Below are 17,337 nucleotides of genomic sequence, written 5' to 3'. Positions count from 1 at the left end.
CTCCTTAGTTAGCGTCATCAAAACGGAAGACATCTTCGCAGGCTTGCTGTAATGCGCTGTCACTTTGAATATTGCAGTTGCGCGTCCAGCCGGTGACGCCGTTTGCGTTATCCCAACCCGGTGTCATGACGATGCTTAGCCCATTGAGGCTCTCTTGCCCGGTCAGCGACACCACGCCCTTCGCCACGCTCATGGCAGAGACATAGCGAGTGGTGGTGGGCGAGGGGATGCCATTGCTACCGCCGTCACAGGTATCTAATCCACCATGTTCCAGCGCGCACAATTCTACGGCAGTACGGTAAGGCACAAAGGTTTGTAGCATGTCGGTGAGTGCTGCTTTGCGCAGGTAGTTCTGATAAGCGGGAATGCCGATGGCGCTTAAAATGGCAATAATGCCAATAACCACCATCAGTTCGATAAGTGTAAAACCGCGTTGCTTGTCCATCTGTTTCGCTCCTTGATTTCGTTGGCGCTACTTTGGCAAACGCCATCGGTACAGGCGAGGGGCAAAAAACGAAACGGGAAGGCGGCTTCCGGGGTTTTTTATTACGTTGCAGCGAAAGACAAGAAATTTGCGAGGCGTTACGAAGAAAGTTGGGGAAGGGAAGATTATCCGCCCGCTACGGAGCGGATAAATCTGTCAGGAATTAGCGAAAACGCATTGAGAGATCGAGTGCCTGTACGTGTTTAGTTAGCGCACCGACGGAGATAAAGTCCACGCCCGTTTCGGCAAATTCGCGCAGTGTTTTGTCGGTGACGTTGCCAGACACTTCCAGTAGCGCCTTGCCGTTGGTGCGTTTGACGGCTTCGCGCATCTGTTCTGTTTCGAAGTTATCAAGCATGATGATATCGGCACCTGCTTTCAGGGCTTCCTCAAGTTCTTCCAGATTTTCTACTTCGACTTCTACTGGCGCATCAGGGTGCAGCCAGGACGCTTTTTCGACCGCCTGACGCACTGAGCCGGAGGCAATAATATGGTTTTCTTTGATCAGGAAGGCGTCAGAAAGCCCCAGACGGTGATTCGCTCCGCCGCCGCAAAGTACCGCGTATTTCAGAGCCGAACGCAGACCCGGCAAGGTTTTGCGCGTATCCAACAACTGCGTGTTGGTGCCTTCCAGTAATTCGACATAGTGGCGAACCTTACTGGCAACCCCGGAAAGAGTTTGCACAAAATTGAGCGCCGTGCGTTCGCCCGTTAACAGCACGCGGGATGGGCCTTCAAGTTCGAACAAGGGTTGATTGGCGTGGATGAGTTCGCCGTCATCCACATGCCAGATAATGGTGACATCGTCGCCTGCCAGTTGAATAAACACCTCTTCAACCCAGCGTTTGCCGCAAAATACGCCATTTTCGCGGGTGATCACCGTGGCATGAGAGCGAGAATTTTCCGGTAAAAGTTTTGCCGTAATGTCGTTGTTGGCATCGACTGTTCCGCCTAAATCTTCTCGCAGCGCCTGAGCCACCGCGCCGGGGATATCGAGATTAATGCGTTCCAGCAGCTCGTCACGTCGGGTGTCAGGGTTATAGCGGCGAGGCGGCATGTTAAAACTCCAGATAGCTAACGAATCATAAGGTAGAAACATGCTACTCTGAACCGGGTATTAGCACCACATATAAGGAGATCCCGCATGTTGTTAGAACAGGGGTGGCTGGTCGGCGCGCGCCGCGTTCCCTCACCACATTACGATTGCCGCCCGGATGACGAAACACCCACCCTGCTGGTGGTGCACAATATTAGCCTGCCGCCAGGTGAGTTTGGCGGTCCGTGGATTGATGCATTATTCACCGGAGCTATTGATCCGCAGGCACATCCCTTCTTTGCTGAGATCGCCCATTTGCGCGTTTCCGCCCACTGTTTGATTCGCCGTGATGGTGAAATTGTCCAGTATGTTCCTTTCGATAAACGCGCCTGGCACGCGGGGATATCTCAGTATCAAGGTCGCGAACGCTGTAATGATTTTTCTATTGGGATTGAGCTGGAAGGCACCGACACGCTGGCTTATACCGATGCGCAGTATCAGCAACTGGCGGCGGTTACGCGGGCGCTGATTCATCGCTATCCAGATATCGCTAATAACATGACGGGGCATTGCGATATTGCGCCGGATCGTAAAACCGATCCTGGTCCTGCATTTGATTGGGCACGGTTTCGTGCGCTGGTCAGCAAGGAGACAACATGACGCTATTCACAACCTTACTGGTGTTAATTTTTGAGCGCCTGTTTAAGTTGGGCGAGCACTGGCAGCTTGATCACCGTCTTGAAGCGTTCTTTCGGCGGGTGAAGCATTTTTCGCTGGGGCGCACGTTAGGTATGACCATGATTGCGATGGGGGGGACTTTTTTGCTGTTGCGCGCGTTGCATGGGTTATTGTTCAACGTCCCGACGCTGCTGGTATGGCTGTTGCTTGGTTTACTGTGTATTGGCGCGGGTAAAGTGCGTCTCCATTATCATGCATATCTGGCAGCCGCTTCACGTAACGATAACCATGCCCGCTCCACGATGGCTGGCGAACTCACTATGATTCACGGCGTCCCAGCAGGCTGCGATGAACGTGAATACTTGCGTGAACTGCAAAATGCACTGCTGTGGATTAACTTTCGTTTTTACCTGGCACCGCTGTTCTGGTTGATTGTAGGGGGAACCTGGGGGCCAGTTACGCTGATGGGTTATGCGTTTTTGCGTGCATGGCAATACTGGCTGGCGCGTTACCAGACGCCGCATCATCGTTTACAGTCCGGTATTGATGCCGTGCTTCATGTGCTGGATTGGGTGCCGGTTCGCCTTGCGGGCGTGGTATATGCCTTGATCGGTCACGGAGAGAAAGCATTACCAGCCTGGTTTGCTTCGCTGGGTGATTTCCATACTTCGCAATATCAGGTGTTAACGCGTCTGGCGCAGTTCTCTCTGGCGCGTGAACCGCATGTTGATAAGGTGGAGACGCCGAAAGCAGCGGTTTCAATGGCGAAGAAAACTTCGTTCGTGGTTGTGGTGGTGATTGCGCTACTGACGATTTACGGAGCGTTAGTGTAAAAATTGTAGCCCTCACCCAGCGCGGGTGAGGGCGTAGAGAAATTAATGCGCTTTTACGGCTTTTGCGGTTTTCTCTTTAAACAGATAGCCGATGCCTAACACGAGCAGCCATACCGGGATCAGATAAACCGAAATCGCCATTCCCGGCGTCATCAGCATAATCACCAGAACCGCCGCCATAAACAGCAGGCAGATCCAGTTACCCAGCGGATAGAGCAGAGCAGGGAAGCGGGTAGCCACACCTTGTGCTTGTTTGGCGCGACGGAATTTCATATGCGCCAGGCTAATCATCGCCCAGTTGATCACTAGTGCAGATACCACCAGCGCCATTAACAGTCCGAATGCGGACTCTGGGGCAAGGTAGTTAATCAGTACGCACAATGCCGTAACCAGCGCAGAGACCAGAATGGTGTTTACCGGTACGCCGCGTTTATCGACGGAAGCGAGTATTTTCGGTGCGTTCCCCTGTTGTGCCAGACCGAACAGCATACGGCTGTTGCAGTAGACGCAACTGTTGTAAACCGAAAGCGCCGCCGTCAACACCACGATATTCAGGGCGTTAGCGACAAAAGTATCGCCCAACTCGTGGAAGATCAGCACAAACGGACTGGTATCGGCGGTAACGCGCGTCCACGGCATCAGGGAGAGCAGAACGGCTAAGGAACCAATGTAGAAAATCAGGATGCGGTAGATAACCTGGTTAGTCGCTTTGGGAATACTTTGCTCCGGGTTATCTGCTTCTGCTGCGGTGATGCCCACCAGTTCCAGACCGCCGAACGAGAACATGATAATCGCCATCATCATTACCAGCCCGGTGAAGCCGTGCGGCAGGAAGCCACCTTGATCCCACAGGTTGCTAACGCTCGCCTGCGGGCCACCGTTGCCGCTGAACAGCAGCCAGCCACCGAAGATGATCATCGCCACCACCGCGATAACTTTGATAATGGCAAACCAGAACTCCATCTCGCCAAACACTTTAACGTTGGTCAGGTTGATGGCGTTGATCACCACAAAGAATACGGCGGCCGAAGCCCAGGTGGGGATTTCCGGATACCAGAACTGAATGTATTTGCCGACGGCAGTAAGCTCTGCCATGGCAACTAAAACGTACAGTACCCAGTAGTTCCAGCCAGAGGCGAAACCAGCAAAACTGCCCCAGTATTTATAAGCAAAGTGGCTGAAGGAGCCTGCTACCGGTTCTTCGACCACCATTTCACCTAACTGACGCATGATCAGAAAGGCGATAAAACCGGCAATAGCGTAACCCAGGATAATCCCTGGCCCTGCGGACTGTATTACGGAGGCGCTTCCCAGGAATAGTCCTGTCCCTATCGCGCCACCCAGCGCGATAAGCTGGATATGGCGGTTTTTAAGGCCGCGCTTTAGCTGCTCGCCGTGCTGTTGACCTTCCATCATGAAACCTCGTGCGGTGATTGTTTTTTTGATCTACGCAGTGATGCGTGTGTAAGTTTGCAATTCCGTTTGTTGTATTAATTTGTTTACATCAAAGGTGTTTGAATTGTTACAAAGGGACTTCCGTCAGATCAAGAATAATGGTATGTGCCAGTGAATGCACTCGCTTTATGCCAGGTTGAAGATGAGTTGCCTAAAAAGAAATCGTTTGTAAAGGAAAGCCCCGAAACACCCCATCGCAATAAATGAATATAAATTCATTTTAATGGCATTAAAAATCGAAAAATTGGTAAGTGAATCGGTTCAATTTGGATTTTTATAGTTTAATAAACGTTAAAAAAACCATTGCTCACGTAAAGTCTACATTTGTGCATAGTTACAACTTTGAAACGTCATATGTGTCAAGTTGTTAAAATGTGCACAGTTTCATGATTTCAATCAAAACCTGTATGGACATAAGGTGAATACTTTGTTACTTTAGCGTCACAGACATGAAATTGGTAAGACCAATTGACTTCGGCAAGTGGCTTAAGACAGGAACTCATGGCCTACAGCAAAATCCGCCAACCAAAACTCTCCGATGTGATTGAGCAGCAACTGGAGTTTTTGATCCTCGAAGGCACACTTCGTCCGGGCGAAAAACTCCCACCGGAACGCGAACTGGCGAAACAGTTCGACGTCTCCCGTCCCTCCTTGCGTGAGGCGATTCAACGTCTCGAAGCGAAGGGCTTGTTGCTTCGTCGCCAGGGTGGCGGCACTTTTGTCCAGAGCAGCCTCTGGCAAAGTTTCAGCGATCCGCTGGTGGAGCTGCTCTCCGACCATCCTGAATCACAGTATGACTTGCTCGAAACACGACACGCCCTGGAAGGTATCGCCGCTTATTACGCCGCGCTGCGTAGTACCGATGAAGACAAGGAACGCATCCGTGAACTCCATCACGCCATAGAGCTGGCGCAGCTGTCTGGCGATCTGGACGCGGAATCAAACGCCGTACTCCAGTATCAGATTGCCGTCACCGAAGCGGCCCACAATGTGGTTTTGCTTCATCTGCTAAGGTGTATGGAGCCGATGTTGGCTCAGAATGTCCGTCAGAACTTCGAATTGCTCTATTCGCGTCGCGAGATGCTGCCGCTGGTGAGTAGTCACCGCACCCGCATATTCGAAGCGATTATGGCCGGTAAGCCGGAAGAAGCGCGCGAAGCATCACATCGCCATCTGGCCTTTATCGAAGAAATTTTGCTCGACAGAAGCCGTGAAGAGAGTCGCCGTGAGCGTTCTCTGCGCCGTCTGGAGCAACGAAAGAATTAGTGATTTTTCTGGTGAAAATTAGCCAGAAGATGTTGTAAATCAAGCGCATATAAAAGCGCGGCAACTAAACGTAGAACCTGTCTTATTGAGCTTTCCTGCGAGAGTTCAATGGGACAGGTTCCAGAAAACTCAACGTTATTAGATAGATAAGGAATAACCCATGTCAGAACGTTTCCCAAATGACGTGGATCCGATCGAAACTCGCGACTGGCTCCAGGCGATCGAATCGGTCATCCGTGAAGAAGGTGTTGAGCGTGCTCAGTATCTGATCGACCAACTGCTTGCTGAAGCCCGCAAAGGCGGAGTCAACGTAGCCGCAGGCACCGGCGTCAGCAACTACATCAACACCATCCCCGTTGAAGAACAACCGGAGTATCCGGGTAATCTGGAACTGGAACGCCGTATTCGTTCAGCTATCCGCTGGAACGCCATCATGACGGTTCTGCGTGCATCCAAAAAAGATCTGGAACTGGGCGGCCACATGGCATCCTTCCAGTCTTCCGCAACCATTTATGATGTGTGCTTTAACCACTTCTTCCGTGCACGCAACGAGCAGGATGGCGGCGACCTGGTTTACTTCCAGGGTCACATCTCTCCGGGCGTTTACGCACGTGCTTTCCTGGAAGGTCGTCTGACTCAGGAGCAGCTCGATAACTTCCGTCAGGAAGTTCACGGCAATGGCCTCTCTTCCTATCCGCATCCGAAACTGATGCCGGAATTCTGGCAGTTCCCGACTGTATCTATGGGTCTGGGTCCGATTGGTGCTATTTACCAGGCTAAATTCCTGAAATATCTGGAACACCGTGGCCTGAAAGATACCTCTAAACAGACCGTTTACGCGTTCCTCGGCGACGGTGAAATGGACGAACCGGAATCCAAAGGTGCGATCACCATCGCTACCCGTGAAAAACTGGATAACCTGGTCTTCGTTATCAACTGTAACCTGCAGCGTCTTGACGGCCCGGTCACCGGTAACGGCAAGATCATCAACGAACTGGAAGGCATCTTCGAAGGTGCTGGCTGGAACGTGATCAAAGTGATGTGGGGTAGCCGTTGGGATGAACTGCTGCGTAAAGATACCAGCGGTAAACTGATCCAACTGATGAACGAAACCGTTGACGGCGACTACCAGACCTTCAAATCGAAAGATGGTGCGTATGTTCGTGAACATTTCTTCGGTAAATATCCGGAAACCGCAGCACTGGTTGCAGACTGGACTGACGAGCAGATCTGGGCACTGAACCGTGGCGGTCACGATCCGAAGAAAATCTACGCTGCATTCAAGAAAGCGCAGGAAACCAAAGGCAAAGCGACGGTAATCCTTGCTCATACCATTAAAGGTTACGGCATGGGCGACGCGGCTGAAGGTAAAAACATCGCGCACCAGGTTAAGAAAATGAACATGGACGGCGTGCGTCACATCCGCGACCGTTTCAATGTGCCGGTGTCTGATGCAGATATCGAAAAACTGCCGTACATCACCTTCCCGGAAGGTTCTGAAGAGCATACCTATCTGCACGCTCAGCGTCAGAAACTGCACGGTTATCTGCCAAGCCGCCAGCCGAACTTCACCGAGAAGCTGGAGCTGCCGAGCCTGCAAGACTTCGGCGCGCTGCTGGAAGAGCAGAGCAAAGAGATCTCTACCACTATCGCTTTCGTTCGTGCCCTGAACGTGATGCTGAAGAACAAGTCGATCAAAGATCGTCTGGTGCCGATCATCGCCGACGAAGCGCGTACTTTCGGTATGGAAGGTCTGTTCCGTCAGATTGGTATCTACAGCCCGAACGGTCAGCAGTACACCCCGCAGGACCGCGAGCAGGTTGCTTACTATAAAGAAGACGAGAAAGGTCAGATTCTGCAGGAAGGGATCAACGAGCTGGGCGCAGGTTGTTCCTGGCTGGCAGCGGCGACCTCTTACAGCACCAACAACCTGCCGATGATTCCGTTCTACATCTATTACTCGATGTTCGGCTTCCAGCGTATCGGCGATCTGTGCTGGGCGGCTGGCGACCAGCAAGCGCGTGGCTTCCTGATCGGCGGTACTTCCGGTCGTACTACCCTGAACGGCGAAGGTCTGCAGCACGAAGATGGTCACAGCCACATTCAGTCGCTGACTATCCCGAACTGTATCTCTTACGACCCGGCTTACGCTTACGAAGTTGCTGTCATTATGCATGACGGTCTGGAGCGTATGTACGGTGAAAAACAAGAGAACGTTTACTACTACATCACTACGCTGAACGAAAACTACCACATGCCGGCAATGCCGGAAGGTGCTGAGGAAGGTATCCGTAAAGGTATCTACAAACTCGAAACCCTTGAAGGTAGCAAAGGTAAAGTTCAGCTGCTGGGCTCCGGTTCTATTCTGCGTCACGTCCGTGAAGCAGCACAGATCCTGGCGAAAGATTACGGCGTAGGTTCTGACGTATATAGCGTGACCTCCTTCACCGAACTGGCGCGTGATGGTCAGGATTGTGAACGCTGGAACATGCTGCACCCGCTGGAAACTCCGCGCGTTCCGTACATCGCTCAGGTGATGAACGACGCTCCGGCAGTGGCATCTACCGACTATATGAAACTGTTCGCTGAGCAGGTCCGTACTTACGTACCGGCTGACGACTACCGCGTCCTGGGTACTGATGGCTTCGGTCGTTCCGACAGCCGCGAGAACCTGCGTCACCACTTCGAAGTTGATGCTTCCTATGTAGTGGTTGCGGCGCTGGGCGAACTGGCTAAACGTGGCGAAATCGATAAGAAAGTGGTTGCTGACGCAATCGCCAAATTCAACATCGATGCAGAAAAAGTTAACCCGCGTCTGGCGTAAGAGGTAAAAGAATAATGGCTATCGAAATCAAAGTACCGGACATCGGGGCTGATGAAGTTGAAATCACCGAGATCCTGGTCAAAGTGGGCGACAAAGTTGAAGCCGAACAGTCGCTGATCACCGTAGAAGGCGACAAAGCCTCTATGGAAGTTCCGTCTCCGCAGGCGGGTATCGTTAAAGAGATCAAAGTCTCTGTTGGCGACAAAACCCAGACCGGCGCACTGATTATGATTTTCGATTCCGCCGACGGTGCAGCTGACGCTGCACCTGCTCAGGCAGAAGAGAAGAAAGAAGCAGCTCCGGCAGCAGCACCAGCGGCAGCGGCGGCAAAAGACGTTAACGTTCCGGATATCGGCAGCGACGAAGTCGAAGTGACCGAAATCCTGGTGAAAGTGGGCGATAAAGTTGAAGCTGAACAGTCGCTGATCACCGTAGAAGGCGACAAGGCTTCTATGGAAGTTCCGGCGCCGTTTGCGGGCACCGTTAAAGAGATCAAAGTGAATGTTGGCGACAAAGTGTCTACCGGCTCGCTGATCATGGTCTTCGAAGTTGCGGGTGAAGCAGGTGCGGCAGCTCCGGCTCCGGCGGCTAAACAGGAAGCAGCTCCGGCAGCAGCACCTGCGCCAGCGGCTGGCGTGAAAGAAGTTAACGTTCCGGATATCGGCGGTGACGAAGTTGAAGTGACCGAAGTGATGGTGAAAGTGGGCGACAAAGTTGCCGCTGAACAATCACTGATCACCGTAGAAGGCGACAAAGCCTCTATGGAAGTTCCGGCTCCGTTTGCAGGTGTTGTGAAGGAACTGAAAGTCAACGTTGGCGATAAAGTGAAAACTGGCTCGCTGATTATGATCTTCGAAGTTGAAGGCGCAGCGCCTGCGGCGGCTCCGGCGAAACAGGAAGCGGCAGCGCCGGCTCCGGCAGCAAAAGCTGAAGCTCCGGCAGCAGCGCCGGCTGCGAAAGCCGAAGGCAAATCTGAATTTGCTGAAAACGATGCTTACGTTCACGCGACTCCGCTGATCCGTCGTCTGGCACGCGAGTTTGGCGTTAACCTGGCGAAAGTGAAGGGCACAGGCCGTAAAGGTCGTATCCTGCGCGAAGACGTTCAGGCTTACGTGAAAGAAGCTATCAAACGTGCAGAAGCGGCTCCGGCTGCGGCTGGCGGCGGTATCCCGGGCATGTTGCCGTGGCCGAAGGTGGACTTCAGCAAGTTTGGTGAAATCGAAGAAGTGGAACTGGGCCGTATCCAGAAAATCTCTGGTGCGAACCTGAGCCGTAACTGGGTGATGATCCCGCATGTTACCCACTTCGACAAAACCGATATCACCGAGCTGGAAGCGTTCCGTAAACAGCAGAACGAAGAAGCAGCGAAACGTAAGCTGGATGTGAAGATAACCCCAGTTGTCTTCATCATGAAAGCCGTTGCTGCGGCACTTGAGCAGATGCCTCGCTTCAACAGTTCTCTGTCGGAAGACGGTCAGCGTCTGACCCTGAAGAAATACATCAACATCGGTGTGGCGGTGGATACCCCGAACGGTCTGGTTGTTCCGGTATTCAAAGACGTCAACAAGAAAGGCATCATCGAGCTGTCTCGCGAGCTGATGACCATTTCCAAGAAAGCGCGTGACGGTAAGCTGACTGCGGGCGAAATGCAGGGCGGTTGCTTTACCATCTCCAGCATCGGTGGCCTGGGTACTACCCACTTCGCGCCGATTGTGAACGCACCGGAAGTGGCTATCCTCGGCGTTTCCAAGTCCGCGATGGAGCCGGTGTGGAATGGTAAAGAGTTCGTGCCGCGTCTGATGCTGCCGATTTCTCTCTCCTTCGACCACCGCGTGATCGACGGTGCTGATGGTGCCCGTTTCATTACCATCATTAACAACACGCTGTCTGATATTCGCCGTCTGGTGATGTAAATAAAAGAGCCGGCCCAACGGCCGGCTTTTTTCTGGTAATCTCATGAATGTATTGAGATTATTAGCGAATAGACAAATCGGTTGCCGTTTGTTGTTTAAAAATTGTTAACAATTTTGTAAAATACCGACGGATAGAACGACCCGGTGGATAATGGGCGTCATAAAAAAAACGTCAGACCCGCCGGAGATAAATATATAGAGGTCATGATGAGTACTGAAATCAAAACTCAGGTCGTGGTACTTGGGGCAGGCCCCGCAGGTTACTCTGCTGCCTTCCGTTGCGCTGATTTAGGTCTGGAAACCGTAATCGTAGAACGCTACAACACCCTCGGCGGTGTTTGCCTGAACGTCGGCTGTATCCCTTCTAAAGCACTGCTGCACGTAGCAAAAGTTATCGAAGAAGCCAAAGCTCTGGCTGAACACGGTATCGTCTTCGGTGAACCGAAAACCGATATCGACAAGATTCGTACCTGGAAAGAGAAAGTGATCAATCAGCTGACCGGTGGTCTGGCTGGTATGGCGAAAGGCCGCAAAGTAAAAGTGGTCAACGGTCTGGGTAAATTCACCGGGGCAAACACCCTGGAAGTTGAAGGTGAGAACGGTAAAACCGTGATCAACTTCGACAACGCGATCATCGCAGCGGGTTCTCGCCCGATCCAACTGCCGTTTATTCCGCATGAAGATCCGCGTATCTGGGACTCCACTGACGCGCTGGAACTGAAAGAAGTACCAGAACGCCTGCTGGTTATGGGTGGCGGTATCATCGGTCTGGAAATGGGAACCGTATACCACGCGCTGGGTTCACAGATTGACGTAGTTGAAATGTTCGACCAGGTTATCCCGGCTGCTGACAAAGACATCGTTAAAGTCTTCACTAAGCGTATCAGCAAGAAATTCAACCTGATGCTGGAAACCAAAGTTACTGCCGTTGAAGCGAAAGAAGACGGTATTTATGTGACGATGGAAGGCAAAAAAGCACCGGCTGAACCGCAGCGTTACGACGCCGTGCTGGTAGCGATTGGTCGTGTGCCGAACGGTAAAAACCTCGACGCAGGCAAAGCTGGCGTGGAAGTTGACGACCGTGGCTTCATCCGCGTTGATAAACAACTGCGTACCAACGTACCGCACATCTTTGCTATCGGCGATATCGTCGGTCAGCCGATGCTGGCACACAAAGGTGTTCACGAAGGTCACGTTGCCGCTGAAGTTATTGCCGGTAAGAAACACTATTTCGATCCGAAAGTTATCCCGTCCATCGCTTATACCGAACCAGAAGTTGCATGGGTGGGTCTGACCGAGAAAGAAGCGAAAGAGAAAGGCATCAGCTACGAAACCGCTACCTTCCCGTGGGCTGCTTCTGGCCGTGCTATCGCTTCCGACTGCGCAGACGGTATGACCAAACTGATTTTCGACAAAGAGTCTCACCGTGTGATCGGTGGTGCAATTGTCGGTACTAACGGCGGTGAGCTGCTGGGTGAAATCGGTCTGGCAATCGAAATGGGTTGTGATGCTGAAGACATCGCACTGACCATCCACGCGCACCCGACTCTGCACGAGTCTGTGGGTCTGGCGGCAGAAATATTCGAAGGTAGCATCACCGACCTGCCGAACCCGAAAGCGAAGAAGAAGTAATTCTTCGTGTGCCGGAACATCCGGCAAATTAAGAAGCGGCTATTCTGGCCGCTTCAGATTGTTGACAAAGTGCTCGTTGTTGATGCCGGATGCGGCGTAAATGCCTTATCCGGCCTACAAAATCATGCAAATTCAATACATTGCAGGTGCCGTGTAGGCCCGATAAGCTTGCGCATCGGGCGATTCGATGTTTGTCATCAGTCTTAAGCGGCTAACAACGCCGCTTTTTTTACGCCTGCAATTTACCTTTCCAGTCTTCTTGCTCCACGCTCAGACAACCGTTCACGTACCGCTGACCGCTGCTCGTTATTCAGCCTGGCAGTATGGTTACTGTCGTTTAGACGTTGCGGGCGGTTCTCCTGAACTTTCTCCCGAAAAACCTGACGTTGTTCAGGAGATGCCGATTGAATACGCTGGCGGGCGTTATCACGCTGTTGTTGGTTCAATGGGCGCTGCTCAGGTGAAGCAGAGTCAATACGCTCACGCGCTGCATCTCTTCGCTGCTGGTTCTGCGGGTTAGTCTGCATTTTCTCGCGGACTGCCTGGCGCTGCTCAGGTGAAGCGGACTGAATACGCTGACGCGCCGCCTCTCTTCGCTGCTGGTTCTGCGGGTTGGTTCGCATTTTCTCGCGTACCGCCTGGCGCTGCTCAGGTGACGCAGACTGAATACGCTCACGCGCCGCCTCTCTTCGCTGCTGGTTCTGCGGGTTAGTCTGTATTTTCTCGCGGACAGCCTGGCGCTGCTCAGGTGAAGCGGACTGATAACGCTGACGAGCGGCATCCTTTTGCTGCTGGGTCATTGGTTGGCGACGGCTGAAGTCGCGGAAGTCGTCATAGCTCCCATAGTGTTCAGCTTCATTAAACTGCTGTGCCGCTGCCTGACGTTGGGTAACTCGTGTAATGACTGGTGCGGCGTGTGTTCGTTGCTGAAACTGGCTTGCCGCCGCCTGACGCTGACTGTCGCGCGACGGTGCAGGAAGCGGCGTGGCGCTCATGCCGCCACTGACATCGGTTTGATGAAACCGCTTTGCCATATCCCTGTCATGATAAGGCACACCATCTCGATAGTTTGGGTTGTGCCGCCATGCCATATTCTTATCAGTAAGATGCTCACCGGTGATACGGTTGAAATTGTTGACGTCAATATTGATGTTGTCACCGTTGTGTTGCCAGCCGTTGCCGTCACGATGACCGCCATCGTGATGGTAATCATCATCGTCATGATGATGATGGTCATGATCGTCGTCATCCCAGTCGATGCTGCTGAATAACGCGTATGTAGTGGCGACGCCCATACTGTAGCCGAAACCGCGCACAAAGCTGTCAACAAAAGGTTCTCCGGCTGGCGGCGGCAGGTAAACCGGCGGATACGCGGTATTGGCCCAGTTCCCGTAAACCACGGTCGGATTATAGTTGGGAATATAAACCACATCCGGATTGGCGGGTTCAATGGAAATGACGGTTGGTGCAGGCTCTGCAATGACGGGGCTGGCTGTTGAAACGGTATTGGATTGTATGACGGGAGCCGTGACAGCCTGTTTTACCGGTACAGCTTTCTTCGTTGTCGTAATGACTTTCTGTTCGGTTGATGACTTCAGCGATCCGGTTTGTTGCGCCAGTTGACGCAAACGCTGTACCGAGTCCATCACGTCCTGCGGCTGCGCCAGAAACGCATCGCCGAGGTTTTGTACCCACTGCGGGTTTTCGCCCATCAATGCCATCAGCTGTGGAAACGCCACCAGTGATTTGACGCTGGCATCCCACGGCTGGTCAGCTACTGCCTGAATTGCAGCGTCACCTTGTTTAAGTGGATTATCGTGCGACCATTGCACTGCTTGCGCAACGTTTGCCGGATAGGTTGATGCCATTAACACTTGTGAAAGCAGAGAATCGGGGTACAGCGCGACAGGCGCGACCCATTGATCAATTTGTGCAGTACTGAAGGTAGATTTGACGACGGCGGGCGTTACTGGCGGCGCGGAAACCGTTGCAGGAAGCGTAGTTGTAGTGACAACAGGCACAGTTTGCGCTTCTACAGGCGTTTCCACAGAGCGGCTTTTTACATACAAAGCACCGGAAGCGGCACAAAACCCGGCACTGCAAATTAGCGCCAGCACATGGGGTTTAAACGGCAAAGTCATTTTCATAATTCGGATCTCAAGGAAATCGCAATGGTCGGCGAACTGCCACCCGCAGGTGCTGTGAATCCGAGTATAAAGAGGCGGTAGTTTAAATTTTGACTAATCTTGGGATTCGTTGAGAAAGGTGATTATCACCATGCGAATTAACGAGGTTTTTACGGAGGGAAACAATCTCTAGACCATCCTTAACGATTCAGCCACTTTTTTATGTTGCTTTTTTGTAAACGGATTAACACATCGTCAAAATCCTGCTATTCTGCCCGTTGCGGTACTGGGCATTTACCCTACAAACTGCTGTCTCACAGGAGCGTGAAGAGAATCGCCTGCCGCACTATGACAATGAGAGCGAGGAGAACCGTCGTGCTAGAAGAATACCGTAAGCACGTAGCTGAGCGTGCCGCTGAGGGGATTGCGCCCAAGCCCCTGGATGCAAACCAAATGGCCGCGCTTGTAGAGCTGCTGAAAAACCCGCCTGCGGGCGAAGAAGAATTCCTGTTAGATCTGTTAACCAACCGTGTTCCCCCTGGCGTCGATGAAGCCGCCTATGTAAAAGCTGGTTTCCTTGCTGCTGTCGCGAAAGGCGAAGCCAAATCCCCACTGTTGACTCCAGAAAAAGCCATTGAACTGCTGGGCACCATGCAGGGTGGTTACAACATTCATCCGCTGATCGATGCGCTGGACGATGCCAAACTGGCGCCAATTGCCGCCAAAGCACTGTCTCATACGCTGCTGATGTTCGATAACTTCTATGACGTAGAAGAAAAAGCCAAAGCAGGCAACGAATATGCGAAGCAGGTAATGCAGTCCTGGGCGGATGCCGAATGGTTCCTGAATCGCCCGGCGCTGGCTGAAAAACTGACCGTTACCGTTTTCAAAGTGACCGGCGAAACCAACACCGATGACCTCTCTCCGGCACCGGATGCGTGGTCACGCCCGGATATCCCACTGCACGCGCTGGCGATGTTGAAAAACGCCCGTGAAGGTATCGAGCCAGATCAGCCAGGCGTTGTTGGCCCGATCAAGCAAATCGAAGCTCTGCAACAAAAAGGTTTCCCGCTGGCTTACGTCGGTGACGTTGTGGGGACTGGTTCTTCGCGTAAATCCGCCACTAACTCCGTACTGTGGTTTATGGGCGATGATATTCCACATGTGCCGAACAAACGCGGTGGCGGACTGTGCCTCGGCGGCAAAATTGCACCAATCTTCTTTAACACGATGGAAGATGCCGGCGCACTGCCAATTGAAGTGGATGTTTCTAACCTGAATATGGGCGACGTGATTGACGTTTACCCTTACAAAGGTGAAGTACGTAACCACGAAACCAACGAACTGCTGGCGACCTTCGAACTGAAAACTGACGTACTGATCGATGAAGTACGTGCGGGTGGTCGTATTCCGCTGATTATCGGTCGTGGCCTGACCACCAAAGCGCGTGAAGCACTTGGTCTGCCGCACAGCGATGTCTTCCGTCAGGCGAAAGATGTCGCTGAAAGCAATCGCGGCTTCTCGCTGGCGCAGAAAATGGTGGGTCGTGCCTGCGGCGTGAAAGGCATTCGTCCGGGCGCTTACTGCGAACCGAAAATGACTTCGGTCGGCTCGCAGGACACCACCGGTCCAATGACCCGTGATGAACTGAAAGACCTGGCGTGCCTAGGCTTCTCGGCTGACCTGGTGATGCAATCTTTCTGTCACACAGCGGCTTATCCGAAGCCGGTTGACGTTAACACACACCACACGCTGCCGGACTTCATTATGAACCGTGGCGGTGTGTCGCTGCGTCCGGGTGACGGAGTAATCCACTCCTGGCTGAACCGTATGCTGCTGCCGGATACCGTGGGTACTGGCGGTGACTCTCATACTCGTTTCCCGATTGGTATCTCCTTCCCTGCGGGTTCTGGTCTGGTGGCATTTGCTGCCGCGACTGGCGTTATGCCGCTGGATATGCCGGAATCCGTTCTGGTGCGCTTCAAAGGCAAGATGCAGCCGGGCATTACCCTGCGCGATCTGGTACACGCGATCCCGCTGTATGCGATCAAACAAGGGCTGCTGACCGTTGAGAAGAAAGGTAAGAAAAACATCTTCTCTGGTCGCATCCTGGAAATTGAAGGTCTGCCGGATCTGAAAGTTGAGCAGGCCTTTGAGCTGACCGATGCGTCCGCTGAGCGTTCCGCTGCTGGTTGTACCATCAAGCTGAATAAAGAGCCGATCATCGAGTATCTGAACTCTAACATTGTCCTGCTGAAGTGGATGATCGCAGAAGGTTACGGCGATCGTCGTACTCTGGAACGTCGTATTCAGGGCATGGAAAAATGGCTGGCAAATCCTGAGCTGCTGGAAGCCGATGCGGATGCGGAATACGCGGCGGTGATCGACATCGATCTGGCTGATATTAAAGAGCCAATCCTCTGTGCACCGAACGACCCGGACGACGCACGTCCGCTGTCTGCGGTACAGGGTGAGAAGATCGACGAAGTGTTTATCGGTTCCTGCATGACCAACATCGGTCACTTCCGTGCCGCCGGTAAACTGCTGGATGCGCATAAAGGACAGTTGCCGACTCGCCTGTGGGTGGCTCCGCCAACCCGTATGGACGCCGCGCAGCTGACAGAAGAAGGCTACTACAGCGTCTTCGGTAAGAGCGGCGCGCGTATCGAGATCCCTGGCTGTTCCCTGTGTATGGGTAACCAGGCGCGTGTGGCGGACGGTGCGACGGTGGTTTCCACCTCTACCCGTAACTTCCCGAACCGTCTGGGTACTGGCGCGAACGTCTTTCTGGCTTCTGCGGAGCTGGCTGCTGTCGCGGCACTTCTTGGCAAACTGCCAACGCCGGAAGAGTACCAGACCTACGTTGCGCAGGTAGATAAAACTGCCGTTGATACTTACCGTTATCTGAACTTCAACCAGCTTTCTCAGTACACCGAAAAAGCGGATGGGGTGATTTTCCAGACTGCAGTTTAAAAAGTCAGCGCACGTGCTGCGCATAAACGAGACAATGCCCGGAGAATGTGATTCCCGGGCATTTTTTTATTTCTAAACCATCGCCGTTCCGCTGTTTTTCTCCGGTAAGGCTGCGAT

Annotated in this window: 11 protein-coding genes; 7 read left to right on the top strand and 4 right to left on the bottom strand. The window is 52.7% G+C overall.

The annotated features are described in order from the left end of the window. Positions 1 to 4: 4 nt before the first annotated feature. Positions 5 to 445, bottom strand: a complete 441-nt coding sequence (gene ppdD, locus HEM79_RS03270; protein ID WP_130204940.1) for a prepilin peptidase-dependent pilin — start codon at positions 443 to 445, stop codon at positions 5 to 7. Between the two features lie 202 nt (positions 446 to 647). Then, complete coding sequence (gene nadC, locus HEM79_RS03265) at positions 648 to 1,541, bottom strand: carboxylating nicotinate-nucleotide diphosphorylase (RefSeq protein WP_176241778.1); 894 nt, start codon at positions 1,539 to 1,541, stop codon at positions 648 to 650. An 87-nt stretch (positions 1,542 to 1,628) separates the two neighbouring features. On the opposite strand from nadC, the gene ampD reads away from it, so the two are divergent. Both ampD and ampE read left to right on the top strand, forming a co-directional pair. Further along, positions 1,629 to 2,180, top strand: a complete 552-nt coding sequence (ampD, locus tag HEM79_RS03260) for a 1,6-anhydro-N-acetylmuramyl-L-alanine amidase AmpD (protein ID WP_176241777.1) — start codon at positions 1,629 to 1,631, stop codon at positions 2,178 to 2,180. Then, a complete protein-coding gene (gene ampE, locus HEM79_RS03255; RefSeq protein WP_176241776.1) occupies positions 2,177 to 3,031 on the top strand; it encodes a beta-lactamase regulator AmpE in 855 nt (284 codons plus the stop codon). Before ampD ends, ampE begins: the two co-directional genes overlap by 4 nt. 42 nt (positions 3,032 to 3,073) lie before the next feature. Here ampE and aroP read toward each other — a convergent pair whose 3' ends face one another. Then, complete coding sequence (gene aroP, locus HEM79_RS03250; protein ID WP_176241775.1) at positions 3,074 to 4,447, bottom strand: aromatic amino acid transporter AroP; 1,374 nt, start codon at positions 4,445 to 4,447, stop codon at positions 3,074 to 3,076. A gap of 540 nt (positions 4,448 to 4,987) precedes the next feature. Between aroP and pdhR the strand changes: the two genes are divergently transcribed. The 4 genes from pdhR to lpdA all read left to right on the top strand — a co-directional run bounded on the left by pdhR (position 4,988) and on the right by lpdA (position 12,121). Next, positions 4,988 to 5,752: a pyruvate dehydrogenase complex transcriptional repressor PdhR gene (gene pdhR / locus HEM79_RS03245; RefSeq protein WP_176241774.1), complete on the top strand. Its 765-nt coding sequence runs from the start codon at positions 4,988 to 4,990 to the stop codon at positions 5,750 to 5,752. 160 nt (positions 5,753 to 5,912) lie between these two features. Beyond that, positions 5,913 to 8,576 carry a pyruvate dehydrogenase (acetyl-transferring), homodimeric type gene (gene aceE, locus HEM79_RS03240; protein WP_176241773.1) on the top strand — a complete coding sequence of 888 codons (2,664 nt, stop codon included), beginning with the start codon at positions 5,913 to 5,915 and terminating at the stop codon, positions 8,574 to 8,576. A gap of 14 nt (positions 8,577 to 8,590) precedes the next feature. Beyond that, entirely contained in the window at positions 8,591 to 10,489 is a 1,899-nt protein-coding gene (gene aceF / locus HEM79_RS03235) for a pyruvate dehydrogenase complex dihydrolipoyllysine-residue acetyltransferase (RefSeq protein WP_176241772.1), read from the top strand. A gap of 207 nt (positions 10,490 to 10,696) precedes the next feature. Continuing rightward, a complete protein-coding gene (gene lpdA / locus HEM79_RS03230) occupies positions 10,697 to 12,121 on the top strand; it encodes a dihydrolipoyl dehydrogenase (protein WP_000102484.1) in 1,425 nt (474 codons plus the stop codon). Between the two features lie 242 nt (positions 12,122 to 12,363). Here the strand turns inward: lpdA and HEM79_RS03225 are convergent, their stop codons facing one another. Next, on the bottom strand, positions 12,364 to 14,268 hold the full coding sequence (locus HEM79_RS03225; RefSeq protein ID WP_176241771.1) for a DUF3300 domain-containing protein: 1,905 nt from the start codon (positions 14,266 to 14,268) through the stop codon (positions 12,364 to 12,366). Between the two features lie 354 nt (positions 14,269 to 14,622). Between HEM79_RS03225 and acnB the strand changes: the two genes are divergently transcribed. Beyond that, positions 14,623 to 17,220: a bifunctional aconitate hydratase 2/2-methylisocitrate dehydratase gene (gene acnB, locus HEM79_RS03220; RefSeq protein WP_176241770.1), complete on the top strand. Its 2,598-nt coding sequence runs from the start codon at positions 14,623 to 14,625 to the stop codon at positions 17,218 to 17,220. Positions 17,221 to 17,337 lie beyond the last annotated feature (117 nt).

It is taken from the genome of Escherichia sp. 93.0816 (assembly GCF_013368855.2).
GTDB lineage: Bacteria > Pseudomonadota > Gammaproteobacteria > Enterobacterales > Enterobacteriaceae > Escherichia > Escherichia ruysiae.
Note: the sequence above shows the minus strand (reverse complement) of the source record. Positions and strands in the feature narration are given on the sequence as shown.